Source organism: Paenibacillus sp. S29 (assembly GCF_049319765.1).
Classification (GTDB): domain Bacteria; phylum Bacillota; class Bacilli; order Paenibacillales; family Paenibacillaceae; genus Paenibacillus; species Paenibacillus polymyxa_B.
In genome coordinates this window covers 1-20250 of record NZ_JBMOUI010000016.1, presented here as the reverse complement: position 1 = coordinate 20250, position 20250 = coordinate 1, and the positions used below count along the sequence as shown (strand labels likewise).

Below are 20250 nucleotides of genomic sequence, written 5' to 3'. Positions count from 1 at the left end.
TGTAAAAGCAGTCCATGCCATTGAATCAAGAGTGAACCATATAAGGGGGCAGCGGGAGAACGAATGCAAACCGTAATGACCAAAAACTTTGACTATGGGGAAAAGGAAATCAATTATCTAAAAAACGTAGACACCGTACTTGGTGCAGCGATGACGCAAATGGGCAAGGTAGAACGTGTGATCATTCCCGACCTGTTTGCGGCGCTCGTTCATGCGATTGTGGGACAGCTTATATCGGCCAAGGCGGTTCAGACCATATGGGCAAGGATGCAGGAGAAGTTAGGCGTGATCACTCCACAAAATATAGCTGTTCAGTCGGCTTTAGATATTCAAAGCTGTGGCATCACCATGAAAAAGGCCACATGTATTCTTAATATAGCCCAAACGATCGGGCAGGGCCTGTTGGATTTACAGGAATTATATGAGCTTTCCGATGCACAGGTGATTCAGAAATTGTCCTCGCTGCAAGGAATAGGACCTTGGACGGCTGAAATGATGCTGATTAATTGTATGGAGCGTCCAGATGTCGTCAGTTGGGGTGATATGGCTATTCGACGGGGAATGATGAAGTTGTACCATTTAGATACCTTGACCAAGCAGCAATTTGAGGAGTACCGCCGAGTCTATTCGCCTTATGGTTCGGTGGCCTCCATTTATTTATGGAGTATTTCATTTCGTTAAGAATCAGGGAGTGGAAATGATGGAGAAAACAATTAGAGAACAGATACTGTCATATGTGGATGCAGATTTTCAGAAATTTACGGCTGCATTGCTTCCGACGATTAATAATGTGCTGGGTGTACGTCTGCCAGTGCTGCGTAAGCTTGCTCAAGATATTGCCAAAGGGGATTGGCGCCTCTACCTAGAGACCGCCGAAAGTGAACACTTCGAAGAAGTAATGCTGCAAGGTATGGTGATTGGTTCTGTAAAAACGGATGTAGAGGAAGTTTTGAGTTATACCGCCAAGTTTGTTCCTAAAATTGATAATTGGTCCGTATGTGACAGTTTCTGTGCCGGATTAAAAATCACGAAACATCATCAAGAACGGGTGTGGGAGTTTATTCAGCCCTATCTATTCTCCAAGAAAGAATATGAAATTCGGTTTGGTGTAGTTATGCTTCTTAATTTTTATATTGAGGAACAGTATATGAAGCGGGTGTTTACTTTACTGGATCAGACCCATCGCGAGGATTATTATGTACAAATGGCGGTAGCATGGGCGATATCGATCTGTTATATCAAGCTACCTGAGGTAACCATGGCGTATTTAAGTCATAATACATTAGATGATTTTACCTTCAACAAAGCACTGCAAAAAATCACGGAATCATATCGGGTGGATCAGGCCACAAAAACCACCATCCGCAGTATGAAGCGAAAAAGAAAATAGGATCGGCTCCCACCTGTAAGTGTTATACTGAAAAAAAATGCGTGTATGAAAACGACAGGAGGGGAGTCAGTGAATTCGATCCCGCTGGGAGTACTTGTTGTGGATGATGAAACTAGACAGCGTCGAGGTCTGGCTGCCATGGTCAGGGATCTACGTCCCGAATACGAGGTATGGGAAGCCAAGAACGGGAAAGATGCTCTGACCATTTCGTTATCCAAACCGATCCAAATCGTTTTTACAGATATTCAAATGCCGATCATGAATGGACTTGAATATCTTCAACAATTGAGAACATTCGGTCAGCATGAGACCAAAGTTATTTTAGTGACAGTCTACCAGGAATTTAGCTATGCACAGCAGGCGGTAAGGTATGGGGCGAATGATTATTTGGTGAAACCGGTGCAATCACAGCAACTTATTGAAGTGATTCAACATATGGAGAAGATCATTGTAGAGGAACAGGAAACACTGAGTGGGAATCAAACAGCGTTGAATCAGTTTGAGCAGAGTATGCCTGCATTTGTGGAGCATTTGTTTAGCAGATGTGTGACAGACAAATTACAGCCTAACGAGAAAAGCCTATTAAAGAGTCACTTTGGATGGCATGGGGTAGGAGAAGTTCTCGCGTTGGGAGCATCGGCAGCGCACCCGGAGGATATACATATGTTGTATTCTCAGCTCCGTAATTCGGTTGTTGAAATATTGCGGCCTTGGGCGTCTTCTGTCGTGTTTCCACTTGAAACCCATAAAGACCATGTGGTTGCAGTGGTGAATTGGAAGGATAGGGCAGACGGCAAGGAGGCCAAAGGCGCACTTCAAGCTGGGCTGAAAAAGTTGGAGCAACAACAAGCGATTTCAATCTGGTTTGCTTGGGGTCAGCCTTTTAATTTTAATGAAATGCAAATAAGCCAATCTCACGAAAAGGCTGTCGGTCTGATCTCCATGCGTTTTTATACACCTCACATCAGATGTCTGAACCTTGTCGTTTCAGATGATGAGCAGCCAGTACAAGAAATGAGCGCATACGAACAAATGGCCTTTTTTAAATTTATTGAAAGCGCTATCTCTAATGGAGAGTCAGATCAGCTATTGGATCGGGTGCAGAATTTCATTGGACAAATGACGCAAGGGTATCCTGCACCTGAAGCGCTTAAAGCAAAATTGGTATACCTTCTGTTGGTTAGTTTACAACGGTTAAATATAGGGTGGAGTGAGGAAGTCTACTCACGTTTCTCGGAACGTTTGAACAAAGCTGTCGAAGAGGCCACCTGTCTTCGGAATCTTGAGGATGGTGTTGCAACATGGTTAAAAGAGCTGATTCTTGAGCTTCATAGCGGCTCCAAAGGCGATCCCATTATGAAAAAGTGCAAGGAATTTCTAGATGCACATCTACATGAAGACCTTAGTCTGGAGATCGTGGCCCGGCGCTTCCACTATAATGCGTCCTATTTTAGCATTCTGTTCAAAAATTATTTTGGGCTCTCGTTCACGGAATATATGGTGAAGCTCAGAATGCAAAAGGCTCAGCACTTACTGCTGCATACAGACGACAAGGTCGCAGAAATTAGTAGACAGGTTGGTTATAAAGATATCAAGTACTTTTTTAAAGTGTTCAAAAAAAACGTATTGCACACACCGGAAGAATTCCGTAGGAAATTCAACTGATTGTTAGGTGAAAGGAAGATACGATGCGCCAAGTTAAATATATGTATCAAAAATTTTTGGACAGTAGCTTTCGTACGAAATTGATGCTGTCCTATTTTTTGTTGTCTGGTTTTATCGTTTTGCTCCTAGGTTTCGTTTACTTTGAAACGAGCGCACGGAATATCACTACAAATGTAACAGATAGCGTTACAAGCGTTCTGCGTAGTAATAACCAGTTGCTGGATAACAAGCTGACAGCTATTCAAAAAACCGTAGATATGATTCCAATCGATCATGACCTTCTTCAAACTATTACGAACGTGGATACTTCGGATTCTTCATCACTGTTACGAGCTGATCGCAGCATTACAAAAATTTTGTACAGATATTTTGGCAATATGGAGGAAGTATACGCTTCCCAAATTATGACGCAAAATTATGCATATGGAAGCACTGATCGGATGTATATTCCTGTTCAGCCGTTCTATTCTTCTCCGTTGGCAACAACGGCGGTGGAAGCAGAGGGGGCTACCCAATGGATTCCCGCTTATTCGTATGCCGAAACATTCCATCAGCAGGATTTAAAACGAGGCTCTTATGAGTTTAGTTCTTTATTTGCTGTAGTAAAGCAGCTCCATTTGACTGCATTAGATGATGCAGGAACCTTCCATACGCTTCCGGAGGGAAAGGAAAAACCTATACTTATATTGAATTTTCGTCCTGACTTGTTAAAAGGGGGTTTTGAAGATTACGCAGCCCGTAGCGGATTTGCACATTTATCCTATGGCATGATTCATGATAAAAACGGGATGGTCATGAGTTCAGATAGACAGCAACAAGTAGGGGAACCCGTGGCGGATTGGCTTAAGGATGCCATTACTTCGGAACAAGGGATGAAAATGGTAAACGTTAAAGGTCAAAGCATATTACTGGTTTACGAAGCCATGAAGACGACGGGCTGGGTATCTTATATAGCCATACCTATGGAAGATGTATTGGGACATCTGTCAACGATTCGCACCTACACGGTGTTTTTTTTAGGCTTTATGATGCTCGTTGCTGTTATTCTTGCTTATTTACTGTCTGTTTATATCAGTAAGCCTATCACGGATATGAAACAGGCGATGAAAGTAATGGAGAAGGGACATTTTGATATTCGAATTCCTGTACGTGGCTATGATGAATTGGGAGATCTGGTGATTCGATTTAATCAAATGAATGAAAAAATTAAAGATTTAATCGAGGAAAATTACAAGTCACGTCTACGAGCCAAAGAGTCGGAGTTAATGGCACTTAATTTACAGCTCAACCCCCATTTTTTGTATAACACCTTAACGACCATGTATTGGATCGCGTTAGAACATCAACAGCAGGAGCTGGGCCAATTGATCATTAGTCTGGCGGAAATGCTGCAAATTACTACTCGAAACAAAAACGATACATGGAGCTTGGAAACCGATCTGAATTGGCTGGAAAAATACATTTATATTATGCAGAATCGCTTTGAGGACAAGTTCAAGGTGGAATATGATATTGATCCCATTTTGCTTCAAATGGAAGTTCCCAAACTTTTCTTGCAGCCTTTTGTGGAAAATTCAATTATTCACGGCTTCGCAGAAATGGAATCAGGAGGTCTGATTAGAATCACAGCCTGGATTGAGAAGCAATTGGTGTGTTTTAAAGTGGAGGATAACGGATTAGGAATTCAAGAAGATCATATACGCCGAATTCAAGCTGGAGAAATCAGATCAACGGGCATTAAAAATGTAGACAGAAGAGTACGGCTATTATATGGAATGGAATATGGAGTTACGCTCCACTCTCCAGCAGGTAAAGGGACATTCGTCCAGATTCGCATCGGAGAAATTCATAGATCTAATCAAATGACACCAATCCAATGAGAGTACTACTTTTAAAAATGTAAGCGTTTGCTAAAATAAGTTTAGTGACGAAGCAACAAACGAAAAGATAAAAAAATAACCGGTTTGGGGGCGTTACTCATGTTAAAACGAAAATTATGGATCGTCTGCATGTGCTTGATCGTTGGGCTTATGTCAGCCTGTAGTTCAAATGAGAGCAGCAGCAAACCAGTTGATTTGCAGGGTCACGAGCAAGTGACACTGACCTATGCCAGTTGGGGTAGCACCAATGAAAAGAAGGTTCAGCAGGAAATCGCTAAAAAATTTACAGAGAAATATCCGTGGATCAAAATCAACTATATGCATATCCCCGGAGATTACGTAACCAAATTAACGACGATGTTTGCTGCCAATCAGGCACCCGATGTATTTCCCATTTATAAAGCACAGGCTCTGCAATGGGCTGAACAAGGCAAACTATATAATTTAAATGAATTTTTGAAGGAGGATAAGGAGCTAACGAAGGAAAGTCTTATTCCTAATTCAGTCATCTATTGGGATAAGGACAAAGTGGCAGGGGTCAAGGTAACTGAGGAAGCTTTCGCCCTCTATTACAATAAAGATTTGTTTGATGAGGCTGGTGTTGCTTTGCCACCAGTAAAGGCTGAAGAGGCTTGGACATGGGAGCAGTTTTTAGAGACAGCACAAAAGCTCACCATTGATAAATCGGGAAATAATGCGCTCAGTCCCAATTTCGATGCAAGTAACATTAAACAGTATGGAGTTCGGTTTGATACATGGATGTGGCATTTGCTTGTGCCTTCCAATAACGCAAGTGTCATTTCAGACAAAGGGGACTCGCTTAATCTTGAGAGCCCTGATGTGATTGAAGCTGTTCAGAAAATGGCTGATCTGATCAACGTTTATCATGTGGCACCGTCGCCGACGCAGTCCAAAAATATACCTTCCCCGGCCGTAGCACTGCAAAGTAAACGTGTAGCGATGGATCTGGATGGACAGTGGGTTCAATTGGATCTTGGAGAATCGAAAGTGAATTTTGGTGTAGGCGTGTTACCTAAACTGAAGAGCAGCAAAACGATCCTGTTTGGCGAACCGGAAGTGATTTCTGCCAAAACCAAACATCCTAAAGAAGCATGGATGTTTTATAAATTCTTGCTGGATGCTGAAAGCGGACTTGACATGCATTCCAGCGGATTGTGGATGCCTGTCATGAAAAAGTGGTACACCGAACCAGACTTGATTAGCAAATGGGCCGATGTCAAACCAGGTCATGCCGATGGTTACCGTGATGCAGTCATGAACCAAACGTTGTATAACGGTGTTAATTCTTACGACTATTATCTGAAAAACTCGGAAAAAATCAATGCCATCATTAACCCGGCGCTGGATCAGGTATGGCTAGGAAAGAAAACGGTGGGGCAAGCATTTAGGGAGGTTTCCGCAAAGGCCAACGCGGAATTTAAGGGGACGTATCCAAAAGAATAGGGTGAGTGTTTTGACAGAAAGAGAGGGATAGAATGCAATCATTATCTTCTATTCGTAAGAAGGAAAATGGGTTGGGGTGGCTTTTTGCCGCCCCTGCTATTCTCGGCTTTGTCATTTTTGTTCTGGGACCGATGATCGCTAGTCTCTGGTTCAGTCTTACCGATTACAAGGTTGCTTCACAAGCCCATTTTATCGGTCTGGATAATTACGTCCACTTATTTGACGGTACGGATCAATTTTTTTATAAATCACTCGGGGTTACGTTTTATTATGTGTTTCTAAGTGTGCCCCTGCAAATTATTGTAGCTTTCTTTTTAGCGATATTACTTAATCAAAAGGTAAAAGGTCTGGCTTTTTTCAGGACTGTTTTCTATCTCCCTACCATTGTGCCACTCATAGCATCGTCTATGATCTGGATGTGGCTGTTTGATCCGGATCTTGGTTTGCTAAATGTGGTGCTGCGTGCGCTGCATTTGCCCGAAAGTCAGTGGATCTATAGCGAAGGGTCGGTAGTTCCTACGCTGGTTTTAATGAGTTTGTGGACCGTTGGAGGAACCATGATTATTTTTCTGGCAGGCTTGCAAGATATACCTAGACATTATTATGAAGCCATTGAAATTGACGGTGGAAATGCTCTTCATAAGCTTATGTATATTACAATTCCATTGACATCGCCCACTATTTTTTTTAATACGATTATGGGCTTCATCGGTGGGTTTCAAGTGTTTGTTCAGCCTTACGTCATGACTCAGGGCGGACCCAATAACTCCAGCTTGTTTTATACCTTTTATTTGTTCCGCGAGGCATTTACCTTTTCGAATATGGGTTATGCCTGTGCTATTGCTTGGGTGCTCTTTATTGTCGTTTTGGTATTCACTGCCTTTCTGTTCAAGACAGCCCGAAAATGGGTGTATTACGAAGGCGGGGGGGCATGAAGATGAAAAAACGCGGTTGGAGTGGGAGCAGGGTGTTACTCTACACAGTTCTCATAGTGGGCTCCCTGTTTTGTATGTTTCCTTTTTACTGGCTGGTGCGAAGCTCCATGATGGATTTAAGTCAGATTTTTTTGATCCCGCCGAAATGGATTCCAGAGCCTTTTGTACTCGAGAATTTTTTACAGCCGTTTGAAGAGTTATCGTTTGGACGCTATTTTGTGAATACATTTATCGTCGTTGCGGGTACTTTGGCGGGTGTACTTCTGTCGAGTACCATTTCTGCCTATAGCTTTGCGCGAATGAGATGGAAGGGAAGAGATAAGGTATTTGCTCTATTATTAAGCAGCATGATGCTGCCGTTTGCAGTCACACTGATTCCGTCATTTATTGGTTGGCAGGCATTAGGCATGGTTAATTCGTACGTTCCATTGGTATTACCTTCGTTTTTTGGTGGCGGCGTTTTTAATATTTTTTTGCTAAGACAATTTTACATGACTCTACCGCGAGAACTGGATGAAGCTGTATTTGTGGATGGAGGCAATCATTTTACGATTTTTACCCGTATTATTTTGCCTTTGTCGAGGTCAGCGATTTTGGTCATTGGATTGTTTACATTTTTGAACACATGGAATGATTTTATGGGACCGCTGGTTTACCTTAATGATGAGAGCAAATTTACGTTGGCGATTGGGCTACAGCAGTTTCAGGGAATATATTCGGCTCAATGGGGCGTTTTGATGGCCGCATCTTTAATTGTAGTCTTGCCTGCTATTATTCTGTTTGCCATAGGACAGAAGTATTTTATGGAAGGGATTGCCTTGACGGGGATTAAAGGATGAGGACAACTGCCAGGTATGCACTTTGCTTTTTTTGGAATCTAATAATAAAATGGAAGTAACTTTCGAAAAGGAGATGACGTGAATTGGCAGAGCAAGTGCGTCTTGGTAAAACAGATTTATATGTAAAACCAATCGGTTTGGGTGCAAATAAAGTGGGAGGACATAATCTCTTTTCCGATTTGAATGATGAAACGGGCAAAGAAGTCGTTCGCACAGCTTTGGATAACGGCATCAATTTTCTGGATACGGCTTTTATTTATGGACCTGAGCACTCGGAACGGTTGATTGGTGAGGTATTGAAAGAGCGTGGTCAGCGTGATAAAGCTGTTATTGCCACGAAGGGTGCACACAAATTCGTAAACGGAGAGGTCGTTTTTGACAACTCGCCTGCTTTTTTGCGTGAATCCGTCGAATCCAGTCTGAAAAGATTGCAGACCGATTATATCGATCTGTTTTATATCCATTTCCCGGACGAAGCTACACCGAAGGCAGAAGCAGTCGGAGAACTGAAGAAGCTCAAGGACGAAGGCAAAATCAAGGCCATTGGTGTATCTAACTTTTCCATTGAACAACTTAAGGATGCGAATAGTGACGGTTATGTAGATGTGCTTCAATCCCAATATAATTTGTTTCAACGGGAAGCTGAGAAGGATCTGCTGCCTTATACCAAGGAAAATGGTATTTCGTTTGTGCCTTATTTCCCGCTAGCTTCGGGATTGCTGGGGGGTAAGTATACGAAAGACATGACCTTCTCGGACATCAGAGCGAAAAATCCATTGTTTCAGGGTGATGCATTTGCTCGTAATTTGGACAAAGTGGAGCAGGTACGGGAGATTGCCAATGCGTTGAATGCAGAGGTTGCTCATGTTGTGCTCGCATGGTATTTGACCCGTGATTCGATTGATGCTCTCATTCCAGGGGCGAAGGGGCCGGAGCAGGTACTGGCGAATCTGAAAACGCTAAATGTCCAATTGAGTCAGGCTGATATCGAAAAAATTGACCATATTTTCAAATAATGAGTGCACCTTATATTTGCAATTATATATTTGTTCCATCTAGAGAAGCTGCCGGACGGGCGGCTTCTTTTTCGTGTACAACTCGCATATCCTTGTAGGGTAAGTTCAACGCTGCGGGGGGATCGGATGATGAGAAGACCGCAATGGCACAGCGCACCCAACAGAAGGCGACGCGGCAGACGTAGGTTTTTTTTTATTGTGGCACTGGCGCTGCTGGTAGGGATCATACAGATGGCTGCTTATGTGGAGCAGCATTTGAAGCCGCCCATGATGCACCTGGCAAAAGTGCGGGTTAAACAAATGGCGACGGAGGCTATTAATTCAGCAATTACAGCACAGGTAGAGCAGGGGAAGACGGCTGATAATCTGATCGAATGGAGAACGGATGCACAAGGAAGAACCTCCGGTTTTGTCCTGAATTATGCGGAGCATATGAGAATTACGTCAGACACGCTCAAAGCAGTCAAAGCAACGATGGACAGCATGAGCCATTTTGATGAGAGTGTTCCGATTGGTCAGGCATTGGGCAGTCCACTGTTGGCAGCTTATGGACCAACGGTCCCCCTAAAGGTGGAGCCGCATGGAGCAATCAAAGTGGATTTAAATACCCGTCAACAGGATGCGGGCATAAACATGATCTTGGTGGAAGTGTACATTCGGATTACGACGGAAGTGTCCGTGGTTATACCGTTTGAGATGCAACCCCAGATTGTGGAGACGGAAATTCCGGTTTCTTATTTATTAGTGGTAGGCAACGTTCCGATGTACTACTATGACAATCAGGGTAAACCAGTAGGCAAAAATGGTGCAGCCGCTCCACAGTTGGCGTTGCCTCCCCATTCCATAGAGAGTAGCGGCGCTATAGATCCCACCATAGAAAGTGTTCCAGAGGCACAGGAAAACCAAAACACCTCTAGCCAATCCCCAACGCCATAGAGCGGAGGGGACTGACGTGAGCTGCCTAGAAAAAACAAAAGGGCCCCTATGAGGAGGTCCCTTTTGTTTTTCCTGTTTTGAGCGCTTTGCGTTCGGACTGCTCCCACTGTCTTAATAACGGATACGGGTCAAAGGACCAATCTGCCCAACCATTGTCCCGATATATACCATAGTGTAGATGCGGTGGAAACTTGCCTTGCGTACCGGGTTTTCCATAGCCCGAGCTTCCGACCCAGCCAACCGTCTGGCCGGGTGTAACGATGTCTCCGTTGTGGACGGTTTTGTCAAAGCCGGAAAGATGCGCATAGTAGTGATAGCGGTTGTTGAGATCTCGGATTCCGATTCGCCATCCGCCGAAGGGATTCCAGCCCTTCATTTCAACTACACCGTAGCAGGTACTGCGAACTGGAACTCCATAGCCAGCAAACAGATCAGTTCCTTCATGTATCCGGTAGCCGCCCCAGCTGCGACGGCTTCCCCATGTGCTGCGGTAGCTATAAATGCTGCCTAAAGGAAGGGGGAAAGCTTGACTGACCAGATCCAGCTTGCCATACGTTCGATACAGCTTAGCAAACTGCTGAACTCTTTGAACTGCGCGGCTGTTATGGTAATATTCCCAAACGGCAATACCAAATTCATCCTCGTTGTTTCCATACTTTCCGAGATAAGATGCGATGCTGAACAGCAGATCCTTGTCATTATTACGGTCAGCGATTCCATCACCCGAACCGTCTTGTCCCAGCCCGGAAAATAGTTCAATGGAACGCGGATTTTGATCCTCCGAATCAGGGTTCAACATGCCGGACCAGACTGGTCCCGTGATGAAAATACCTATGATTCGTTCCGCATGCTTCCGATCCCTGGGATGGGCCACTGTAAGTGTGCGTTCATACTGGTCGATGGCGGCCAGCCTGTACCAAGGAACTCCAGTCAGGGCTTCGATGGAATGATATAAAGCCAGCCTGGACGTATACAACGAAGACTGAGCATGTGAAGCATCTACATTTGCGGTCAGGCTGCTTTCGGCGGACGAGGACTGTAAGTGATTGGCAAAGGCATGGGCAGGAAGCGGACAGGCCGTTGTCAGTGTAGTAGCACATAACAGCAGCGATAACAAACGAACAGCTCGGGCTGTCCGCGTAGGGTAAGGCACGTGAACCGACCTCCTATAGAAGGGCTTGATCGCCCGATAAATTCTAGGCCCGTATACAATAGCGTGAATAGGGCGCTTTTGTTTAGATTGAGCCATATCCGCCGCTTTTATCCATGTAAAGAGTTTACTTTTTTCCGGCATCAATGTCATATCAAAAAGGGAACAATGAATGGAGGTTTTTCCATGGCTTTCATGTTATAATGTATGGCAATGACAGCTTAAGCTTATCAGAAAGAAGGTCTATGCCATTGTCTAGAAAAGTAAAGGAAGCTAAGCCCGACTGGATTCGTATTAAACTTACGACAGGCGATAACTATCAGGAAATCAAGAGCATGATGCGTTCCAAGACATTACATACCGTATGTGAGGAGGCACGATGCCCTAATATATATGAATGCTGGGCCAATAGGACAGCTACATTTATGATTTTGGGTGATATTTGTACGCGTGCGTGTCGTTTTTGCGCAGTAAATACGGGAATGCCTACGGAACTGGACTTGCAGGAGCCTGAACGCGTCGCGGAAGCGGCTGAAAACATGAATTTGAAGCACTGTGTCGTTACCAGTGTGGCTCGCGACGATTTGAAAGATGGGGGCGCTACTATATTTGCAGAAACGGTTCGTGCGATTCGCCGCCGATTACCTCTTTGCAGTGTAGAAGTATTGATTCCCGATTTTATGGGCGATATTGAATCGCTGCGAATCGTCATGGATGCCAAACCAGATATTCTGAATCATAATATTGAAACGGTGGAGCGTATGTCCGACAAGGTTCGGGCTAAAGCGAAATACCGTCGCTCTCTGGAGCTGCTTCAACATGCGAAGCAATTAAATCCGGCTATTCCAACGAAATCAAGCATCATGCTAGGTGTCGGAGAAGAGTGGGACGAGATCTTACAAGCCATGGATGATCTGCGTAAAGTCGATTGTGACATTCTGACAATTGGTCAATATTTGCAGCCGTCCGAGAAACATTTATATGTGCAAAAATATTATCCACCGGAAGATTTTGCGAAGTTAAAGGAAGAGGGATTACAGCGGGGATTCAGCCACGTTGAATCTGGACCGTTGGTCCGCAGCTCCTACCAAGCGCATGAGCAGGTGAAGTCAGCCGCTCAGCATAAGGAAGAAGGCGCCCTTTCGCAGGCTTGATCCGGGAAAGGCGGTCAGAATAGCTTGTTTCAAATCGGTGGTAAAAACTATGAATTGTTGCAGGATCACAAGAACGGGTGGAATCCCGAAGCGTTTCGTGATCGGTATAGTGAAGTGCTGGATCGCTATGATTACATTATTGGTGATTGGGGTTACAATCAGCTACGTTTGAAGGGCTTTTATCGAGACGGTCATCCCAAAGCAAATAAGGATACATCTATAGTGGTACTGGACGATTACATTAATGAATACTGCAATTTTGGCTGTGCCTATTTTGTGTTGCAAAAAAGCCGTGAAGTGGTTAATAAAAACGGCGTCAATGATGAAATCATTGCTCCAGATATTCAGCAGTTGGTAGATGCTCAAAGGGAACAAGCGGGAACGTTAGAACCCGAAGAGCAGCAAGAAGTATTGCAACATACAGCTGGAGAACAGGAGTGGCCGCAACCACAGCAGGATTCCACAGCTACAGAGGAATCGCGAGTGGAGCAGCCTCGAGAATCCCGAGAACCACGTGAGTTGCAACGTCGGGAACCGAAGGATGCCCAAGAAGTACGTGAACGACAGCCGCGTGAAGCTCGCGAAAGTCGTCCATCCAGAGAAAGACGTGAAGCAAAGGATGGACGGAATCCGGGTGAAGGGCAGCAAACCCGTGAACCACGTAGACAGCGCAATCAGCAGGGAAGTTTCGATAAAAAAGAATCCCGTGGATCACGCTATGAGCGCCAATCAAAGGAAAATCGGGAGGGACGGCAAGTTCGTGTCTCTCGTGAACCTGAGGGCCAGCGTCAGACCCAGCCAGCTGCTAAAGCCGAAAGAGCTGAGGGTAGTAAAAAGAATAAACCATTTACAGCTCCACAACAAAACGGTTCCTGAATTTTCAGGAACCGTTTTGTTTGTAAAAAAAGAGCCAGAGTCGGCTCTTTTATAGGTTCTAATTAAGAAAAGCGTTGCGTACTCGATCCCAAAATGGGAAAGGACGGTAACGAGCGAAGCTGATCTTCTGACTTGCGACCTGACATCGAACAGAGATTAAGTCATCGACAGGAAAGTTCAGGTGATCTACTGTCAATAAAAGACGCTGATCTTTCCGTGAAAAAATATCACAATGATGGTGTTTGGGCAGTAGCAATGGCGATCCCAGTGTCCGATACACGCGGTTATTAATGGAAGCGATCTCAGTCAATTGCAATGCTTCAATGGTGGGGTGAACCATAGCTCCGCCAAGTGCTTTATTATAGGCGGTCGTTCCTGAGGGGGTAGAAACACATATACCGTCACCGCGAAACATTTCAAAGGTGATATCGTTAATATCTACTTGGGCAACGACAGTGCCATCCACCCCTTTTAACGTAAACTCATTCAAGGCAATAAAAGAAGCATTGCCTGACTTCTTGTGAATTTCCAACTCAATCAGTGGATACTTAACGATTCTCGGGTTAAGCGGTCCCTCAGATCCGCTTTGGCTCATCAGGTGGATTAGCTCCTCCAGCTCGTCCGCACGCCAATCAGCATAAAAGCCCAGATGACCGGTATGTACACCAACAAAGGCAATATCCGGAATGCGGTCGATGAAGGTATGAAACGCATGAAGCATCGTACCATCGCCTCCAATAGACACGACGATTTCCGGCGATTCGGCATCCAGCTTGAAATTCTTTTCTTGGGCAAGACGGTGAAATTGCTGACTCAAGTCCATGGAGTGCTGATCCCCGCGATCCAGAACATAATATCTCAAGATGAAAAGCTCCTTTGTCATGGGTATATATCGATCATAATCAATTATGAGCAAGAACACAATCGTTCATTGCCTGTGTGTTCTTCTCAAACGTACGTATAAGCGACTTGTACCCACACTCAACCATGAGAGACTAAGCATTCCAGCCAGTATAAAGGCAAGAACTAGCAGACTTTGCAACAGCATGGCGGACGAGAAGCCAGGAGACCACGCGATGTCGTATATTGGAGAAAAGACGGGAGAGCTTCCCTGTCCCATCAGAGGCCGCCATAACACGAGAGCTAGCAGTGCTGAGATGATGCCATGTGCAGCCCGGGCCAACAAAAATGGCATATAGCGGAGATTTGTCATATTTAAAATACTTGCAACCTGCGCATGAACCGACAGCCCGCCCCAGGAGAGAACAAAAGCGGCTGCGGCTACCTTGAATGGTAACGCTGCTGCCGTGGCTTCACCAGCGGCTTGCGCTCCTAAAGTGACTTCGAAAATACCACCCACGATGGACTCCGTTAACGTAGGAGGAAGACCACATGCAGTCAATAGGCTTGCCGTAAGCAGATGAAGCCCGCTCATTAAACCGGAGTTCGTCAAAGCTTCTAAAATGACGCAGAAGAATACAACTAGCCCTCCTACGACAATAATAAGGCGTAGGGAGGAAGTAATCGCCTGACGAAGTAACTCACCCAATGGGCGACCATCTTCCAAACGAGCTGTATGCATGGCATATAATGCTTGGCGTAGGGGGCCAGGCTGCCTATTGCGACCTGCTGCTTTTGTATTCGTGGACTTCGACCAGGCTTTTTGAGTAGGTTGAGGCCGGTCGCTGCGAGTATCTGTTTCCCCTGAACGGGAACCGTGGAAGCGCATAAGCAGCCCGATGATGAGCACGCCACCATAATGGGCCGCGCCCAGTACGAGTGCAATTTCTGGTTGATGGAAGAAGCCAACGGAAACCGCACCGATCAAAAATATCGGATCAGAGGAAGTGGTAAACGCGACCAAACGCTCTCCTTCAATGCGTGTGATCCATTTTTGCTCCCACAGCTTGGCTGTTAGTTTAGCTCCAATCGGGTAACCGGATGCGCAGCTGACCGCAGCGACAAAACCCCCACAGCCAGGTACACGGAATAGAGGCTGCATCAGCGGATCCAACAGCGCACCTATGAAATGAACAATTCCGAAACCGAGGAGAAGCTCGGAAATAACGAAAAACGGGAATAAAGACGGAAACAGCACGTCCCACCAGATGGCAAGCCCCCGAAGTCCGGCATTCAGAGAAGATTGCGGGTATACAGCCATAAGCATAAATAGGAATAGCAGTGTAAGGATGAGCAGAGGAAGCGAGTAACGACGGTATAGCGACATAGAGGCCCCTCCTTTGGAGTTGTACTAATATACCTATGTCGGGGATGGACAAAGAGTACAAAAAAATCAAAGAAAACGATTACATCTAATGCTGTATTTTTGTAAATAGTATGTTAAAATAGGAAAACAACGATCCCATAACCTTAAGGATGGAGTGATCAGGATGAGTATCGTTGCCGGTCTGTTCGTATGTGCTTTTGTGTATGTTATTCGTGTCTCTCTCGTCCATCCCGGTGAAGAGGATTGGCGGAGTTATTAGTTGTGTTTATAGAATGACGAAGCTGTGTGCAACGAAGCACACCCTCTTCATATGTTAAATTGATAAAATGACGCTTATTTTTAGCGTCATTTTTTGTTTTTTGTTATAATACGGGTGTATATTTATTACCATAGCACAGAAAGTTGGAGAAAAGTGAATCCTAGCCTAAGCATTTATGACAACCTTGGGGGTGCGGAAGGTGTTCGTGCTATTATTGAGGCCTTCTACCCGAGAGTTTATAAAGATCCGTTGTTAAGTCCCCTGTTTCCTAAAGACATGGAACCGGTTAAGGAAAAGCAGTATATGTTCCTGAGCCAGTTTTTTGGAGGACCGTCTCTTTTTTCTGATGCATATGGTCATCCGATGTTACGTGCCAGACATATGAAGTTTCCCGTAACGGAGGAGCGAGCAGAGGCATGGTTGTCTTGTATGGCAGGTGCGTTAACGGATACGGGCATTGAGGAGCCGCTTCGTTCAATCATACTTAACCGTTTGTCTGGTCCTGCGCATCATTTTGTAAATACCCCGTAAGCTTTCGGGGATTGCCGAATTTTGGAGAGGGTTGTAAAAACATTGGAACTTGAACCGTTATATCAGATCAAAATCGCTTGCCCACATTGCGAAGAAGAATTTCAGACATCCCGTGTCAGACCAAGCCTAAAGAAGGCCATTCGTACGGATTCAGATTTTTGTGCTTATTATAAGAATGAAAATCCGGATTTTTATGTCGTAAGGGTCTGTCCTCATTGTGGATTTACCTCGACAGAGCACTCTACCGTTCAGTTAAGCGATCAGCAAACCAAGATATTTAAGGATAAAATCGGTAACCGCTGGCAGTCTCGCGAATATGGCGGGCATCGTAGCTGGGAAGAGGCATTAGAAACGTATAAACTGGGTTTACTCTGTGCCCAGGTCATCGGAGAAAAGGAACGCGTAGTAGCCAGTCTATTACAGCATATCGCATGGATGTACAGATACCAGGGAAATGAGGAGCAGGAGCTTCGCTTTCTCAAATTTAGTCTGGATTCGTATGTTCGGGTCTATGAGCTGGAGGGTGTCGGGGCGAATAATGCCAAACTGCTTTATCTGATTGGTGAACTGCATCGACGTACAGGCAACTTTCACGAAGCGGTACGCTGGTTTTCGCGTGTCATTAATGACAAAAAGATTATGGATGCAGCCATGATCCGGGCTTCCCGTGAACAGTGGTCTGTACTGCGAGAACAAATGTTGGCTAAAAATTTCCAACTGCCGGAGGAAATGCAGGACGCAAGCTCCTCTTGAAGAAATAAAGGTGTGCACTATGGCCGATTTAGGCTCATGGTTCACACCTTGTTTGTAAAACGGGTTATCTTATCTTACAACTGCCTCATGAATTAATGATGACGCAATGTGGTATCTGACAGCAAATAATCGTCATCACAATCCACCAAAGTAACCTTGTTATGGCAGCATGGAAACACAAGTAACTTTTTCATACCTTCGTGTATGAGCTTAAGTTCTTTTGGCTTCAGGGGCAGCAAAACATTATCATGGTCGCAAAACGGACAAGACTGTACATAAACGTCTCCCATGACGATGTCATAAGGCCAGGTTTTATGAAAAGGGATCATGATTTGTTCGATTCTCCGCCGTTCGGGTCAGCGGTTTCTTCTTTAGCCAGTTCGGCCAGCTTTTGCATCAAAATGTGCTGGGGTGTATGCATAAGGTGTTCCAGCGGAATGCCGAGCTTTTCGGATAATTTCACAGCCGTTTCCGGCGAAATTTGTAAGGGTCTCATCCTGTTTTCCTCCCAATTGTAGTGATTTACTATCACGATGTAACTTTATTGTATATGAAACCACATGAATTCGCCAAAAAAGAAAGGTGGAACTATTATGAAAACACCGTTAAAGCAAACATGGGATCTGGAATCTATTTTTAGCGGAGGATCTTCCTCTGCCTCATTTCATGCATTTTTGGAAGAAATGGAGAGCAAGGTCCAACAGCTGCAATCCCAGCTTAAAGCAGCCAAAGTACCACAAACGGTATTGGATACCGAGCGTCTGGATAGTGTACTGAATAGCTTACAGGAGCTGTTTAATGGTGCGTCGCAGGCGGGTTCCTTTGTCTCTTGTCTAACTGCTCAAAACCAGCACGACAAGCTGGCTGTTCAACTGGGGGCGCGTGTCAACACGCTGTATGCCCAAGGGAAAAGTGCTTTAGTATCTTTCCAGAACTTGCTGGCACAAACCAGTGAAGACATTTGGCAGAAATGGATGGAGCGCGAAGCTATCCAGCCGATTTCTTTTGTCCTGACCGAATATCGGAACGAAGCACGTGAAAAAATGGCTCCTGAGCTGGAAAGTCTTGCATTGGATCTCGCAGTGGATGGCTACCATGGCTGGGGCGACTTTTATGATACTATTGTCAAAAATATGACGATCCCCGTGCCGGAAAATGGCGAGATCGTAAACTTGTCTGTAGGTCAGGCTGCTAATAAGCTGGATGAAGCAGATCGCAGCGTACGTAAAGACGTGTTTGCACGTTGGGAAGAGGCATGGACTCAGGTAGAGGACTATTGCGCGGATACATTGAATCATTTGGCAGGCTTTCGTCTGAAGCTATATGAAAAACGAGGCTGGACAGATGTGCTTAAGGAACCGTTGGAAATCAGCCGTATGTCTGCACAAACGCTGGATACGATGTGGCAGGTTATTAATGAAACAAAGCCTATTGTAGTCAAATACTTGGAGCGGAAAGCAAAACTGCTGGGCTTAGAGAAGCTTTCCTGGCATGACGTTGAAGCTCCGCTGGGGACATCAACTACTAAAATCCCTTACGACGATGCTGCTGTAACGATTGTTGAGCAATTTGGTAAATTTAGCTCGAGAATGGCTGACTTTGCCCAAATGGCTTTTGAGAAAAGCTGGATCGAAGCAGAGGATCGTCCAGGCAAACGTCCGGGCGGTTTCTGTACATCTCTGCGTCTGAGCAAAGAGACCCGTATTTTTATGACCTATGCCGGATCACCATCCAACGTTTCGACACTGGCCCATGAGCTCGGACACGGTTATCATCAGCATGTGATGAATGAATTGCACCCATTGAATCAAAACTATGCCATGAACGTAGCTGAGACGGCATCAACGCTGGCAGAACTAATTGTATCAGATGCTTTGCTGGAAGCTGCCGAGGGTCAGGAGAAAGTCGCTTTGCTGGAGGATAAAATTCAGCGTGGTGTAGCCTTCTTTATGAACATTCATGCTCGTTTCCTGTTTGAAACCCGTTTTTACGAGCTGCGGAAAAAAGGAGTTGTAGGAGCGCAACAATTAAGCGAGTTGATGGAACAAGCGCAGCGTGAAGCGTTTAGTGGTATCCTGGATGAGGCTCATCCTCATTTTTGGGCATCCAAGCTACATTTCTATATTACGAACACTCCTTTCTACAACTTCCCGTACACATTCGGGTATATGTTCAGTGCAGGAATTTACGCTATTGCGAAGGAAAATCCTGACGGCTTCGCCGACCAATATGATGCCTTGCTGCGTGATACGGGTCGCATGACAGTCGAAGAATTGGCTTCCAAGCACTTAGGTACCGATTTAACACAGGCTGACTTCTGGCGTAATGCTGCGCAAGTTACTGTTCAGGATATTGAGCAATTTTTACAAATGACAAAATAACAGATTTACACTTTTGAAAGGTCTCCCATAAGGGAGGCCTTTTTTGTGATTTTTGCAGAAGATGATGAACAAAGTCGCAAAATGTCGAAGTGTAATTAACATTACCTGTTGGCGAAATTTAAAATGATGGATATACTTAGAAAATAGTTATAAATACCCAATTATGTTGGTTTTGATTGTAAGGTTAAAAATCTTCGCATATAATTGAGCCGTAAGACCTATTAATTATTTCTTGATAAGGTATATAGGAGGGTTTTTGTAATGGATGAAGCAGGTCAATTGTCGTTAGCAAGGCAGATGGATATCGTTTTAAAAGAACTGGATAATGAACTGGCGGGTTTGTCCTCAGGTATCGTATTTGTACAAATACGTAACAATGTAGTTGGGAAATTTGGGATTCGCCATAACCCGCTTGCAGGTAAAGGGGGCACATTTGCAGCAGTAGAACCGGGGTTATCAGCAAAGCATCGGGAGGATTTTCGGCGTATGGCTCTAGAAACGCTAAATCATAAGCGTAGCTGGACTCATGGTGAGATTGCTTTCGATTTTGCCATTAGACAAGGAACGATTTTGGTAGATGCAACACTGGAGTCCAACTACAACATGGCGAATCTCATGATCCGCTACAACAAGCCTACATACCGAGCGGCTAATTCCGAATAATTCAATTAAAAAAAAGTAAAGAAAAGGCGGCCTTCCTAAGGAAGACCGCCTTTGCAGAGTGTCGAGAAACCCCGTCTTTTGAGACGTGGGTTTCTTTTTCTTTACATCATAAGGCTCTGGTCTCTGGAGAA

20 protein-coding genes are annotated in these 20250 nt (G+C 44.8%); 15 read left to right on the top strand and 5 right to left on the bottom strand.

From position 1 onward, the window contains the following. The first annotated feature begins 63 nt into the window (after window positions 1–63). The 9 genes from ACL9RM_RS22470 to yunB all read left to right on the top strand — a co-directional run bounded on the left by ACL9RM_RS22470 (window position 64) and on the right by yunB (window position 10125). On the top strand, window positions 64–681 hold the full coding sequence (locus tag ACL9RM_RS22470; protein WP_250266641.1) for a DNA-3-methyladenine glycosylase family protein: 618 nt from the start codon (window positions 64–66) through the stop codon (window positions 679–681). Between the two features lie 19 nt (window positions 682–700). Then, a complete protein-coding gene (locus tag ACL9RM_RS22465) occupies window positions 701–1390 on the top strand; it encodes a DNA alkylation repair protein (RefSeq protein ID WP_250268962.1) in 690 nt (229 codons plus the stop codon). A gap of 69 nt (window positions 1391–1459) precedes the next feature. After that, complete coding sequence (locus tag ACL9RM_RS22460; RefSeq protein ID WP_250266640.1) at window positions 1460–3055, top strand: response regulator transcription factor; 1596 nt, start codon at window positions 1460–1462, stop codon at window positions 3053–3055. Between the two features lie 23 nt (window positions 3056–3078). Continuing rightward, window positions 3079–4935, top strand: a complete 1857-nt coding sequence (locus ACL9RM_RS22455) for a histidine kinase (RefSeq protein WP_250266639.1) — start codon at window positions 3079–3081, stop codon at window positions 4933–4935. Between the two features lie 99 nt (window positions 4936–5034). Next, window positions 5035–6399: an ABC transporter substrate-binding protein gene (locus ACL9RM_RS22450; RefSeq protein ID WP_250266638.1), complete on the top strand. Its 1365-nt coding sequence runs from the start codon at window positions 5035–5037 to the stop codon at window positions 6397–6399. 32 nt (window positions 6400–6431) lie between these two features. Continuing rightward, the gene (locus ACL9RM_RS22445; RefSeq protein WP_069290350.1) at window positions 6432–7334 is read left to right on the top strand and encodes a carbohydrate ABC transporter permease; all 903 of its coding nucleotides are present in this window, start codon (window positions 6432–6434) and stop codon (window positions 7332–7334) included. 2 nt (window positions 7335–7336) lie between these two features. Continuing rightward, window positions 7337–8173: a carbohydrate ABC transporter permease gene (locus ACL9RM_RS22440; protein ID WP_061829870.1), complete on the top strand. Its 837-nt coding sequence runs from the start codon at window positions 7337–7339 to the stop codon at window positions 8171–8173. Between the two features lie 83 nt (window positions 8174–8256). After that, window positions 8257–9189, top strand: coding sequence for an aldo/keto reductase (locus ACL9RM_RS22435; protein WP_250266637.1), 933 nt, complete (start codon window positions 8257–8259; stop codon window positions 9187–9189). 129 nt (window positions 9190–9318) lie between these two features. Next, window positions 9319–10125, top strand: coding sequence for a sporulation protein YunB (gene yunB, locus ACL9RM_RS22430; protein WP_414126568.1), 807 nt, complete (start codon window positions 9319–9321; stop codon window positions 10123–10125). Window positions 10126–10171: 46 nt separating this feature from the next. Here the strand turns inward: yunB and ACL9RM_RS22425 are convergent, their stop codons facing one another. Beyond that, window positions 10172–11278: a M23 family metallopeptidase gene (locus tag ACL9RM_RS22425; protein WP_250268961.1), complete on the bottom strand. Its 1107-nt coding sequence runs from the start codon at window positions 11276–11278 to the stop codon at window positions 10172–10174. 248 nt (window positions 11279–11526) lie between these two features. Here ACL9RM_RS22425 and lipA point away from each other — a divergent pair, with 248 nt between their 5' ends. Both lipA and ACL9RM_RS22415 read left to right on the top strand, forming a co-directional pair. Continuing rightward, the gene (lipA, locus tag ACL9RM_RS22420) at window positions 11527–12429 is read left to right on the top strand and encodes a lipoyl synthase (protein ID WP_069290345.1); all 903 of its coding nucleotides are present in this window, start codon (window positions 11527–11529) and stop codon (window positions 12427–12429) included. A 24-nt stretch (window positions 12430–12453) separates the two neighbouring features. Further along, window positions 12454–13305: a YutD-like domain-containing protein gene (locus tag ACL9RM_RS22415; protein WP_250266635.1), complete on the top strand. Its 852-nt coding sequence runs from the start codon at window positions 12454–12456 to the stop codon at window positions 13303–13305. A 58-nt stretch (window positions 13306–13363) separates the two neighbouring features. On the opposite strand, the gene ACL9RM_RS22410 is transcribed toward ACL9RM_RS22415, so the two are convergent. Continuing rightward, window positions 13364–14167, bottom strand: coding sequence for an NAD kinase (locus ACL9RM_RS22410; protein WP_013372943.1), 804 nt, complete (start codon window positions 14165–14167; stop codon window positions 13364–13366). Window positions 14168–14233: 66 nt separating this feature from the next. After that, window positions 14234–15532 (bottom strand): sporulation integral membrane protein YlbJ, encoded by a 1299-nt coding sequence (ylbJ, locus tag ACL9RM_RS22405; RefSeq protein WP_069290343.1) that lies wholly within the window; start codon window positions 15530–15532, stop codon window positions 14234–14236. A 412-nt stretch (window positions 15533–15944) separates the two neighbouring features. On the opposite strand from ylbJ, the gene ACL9RM_RS22400 reads away from it, so the two are divergent. Then, the gene (locus ACL9RM_RS22400) at window positions 15945–16322 is read left to right on the top strand and encodes a globin (protein ID WP_023990208.1); all 378 of its coding nucleotides are present in this window, start codon (window positions 15945–15947) and stop codon (window positions 16320–16322) included. Between the two features lie 42 nt (window positions 16323–16364). Further along, a complete protein-coding gene (locus ACL9RM_RS22395) occupies window positions 16365–17075 on the top strand; it encodes a DUF2225 domain-containing protein (RefSeq protein ID WP_172828271.1) in 711 nt (236 codons plus the stop codon). Window positions 17076–17167: 92 nt separating this feature from the next. On the opposite strand, the gene ACL9RM_RS22390 is transcribed toward ACL9RM_RS22395, so the two are convergent. Next, a complete protein-coding gene (locus ACL9RM_RS22390; RefSeq protein ID WP_023990206.1) occupies window positions 17168–17404 on the bottom strand; it encodes a hypothetical protein in 237 nt (78 codons plus the stop codon). Next, window positions 17401–17571 carry a YycC family protein gene (locus tag ACL9RM_RS22385; protein ID WP_013311864.1) on the bottom strand — a complete coding sequence of 57 codons (171 nt, stop codon included), beginning with the start codon at window positions 17569–17571 and terminating at the stop codon, window positions 17401–17403. Before ACL9RM_RS22385 ends, ACL9RM_RS22390 begins: the two co-directional genes overlap by 4 nt. A 97-nt stretch (window positions 17572–17668) precedes the next feature. On the opposite strand from ACL9RM_RS22385, the gene ACL9RM_RS22380 reads away from it, so the two are divergent. Then, complete coding sequence (locus tag ACL9RM_RS22380) at window positions 17669–19456, top strand: M3 family oligoendopeptidase (protein WP_250266634.1); 1788 nt, start codon at window positions 17669–17671, stop codon at window positions 19454–19456. A gap of 261 nt (window positions 19457–19717) precedes the next feature. Beyond that, entirely contained in the window at window positions 19718–20119 is a 402-nt protein-coding gene (locus ACL9RM_RS22375) for an O-methyltransferase (protein ID WP_250266633.1), read from the top strand. Window positions 20120–20250: the final 131 nt, after the last annotated feature.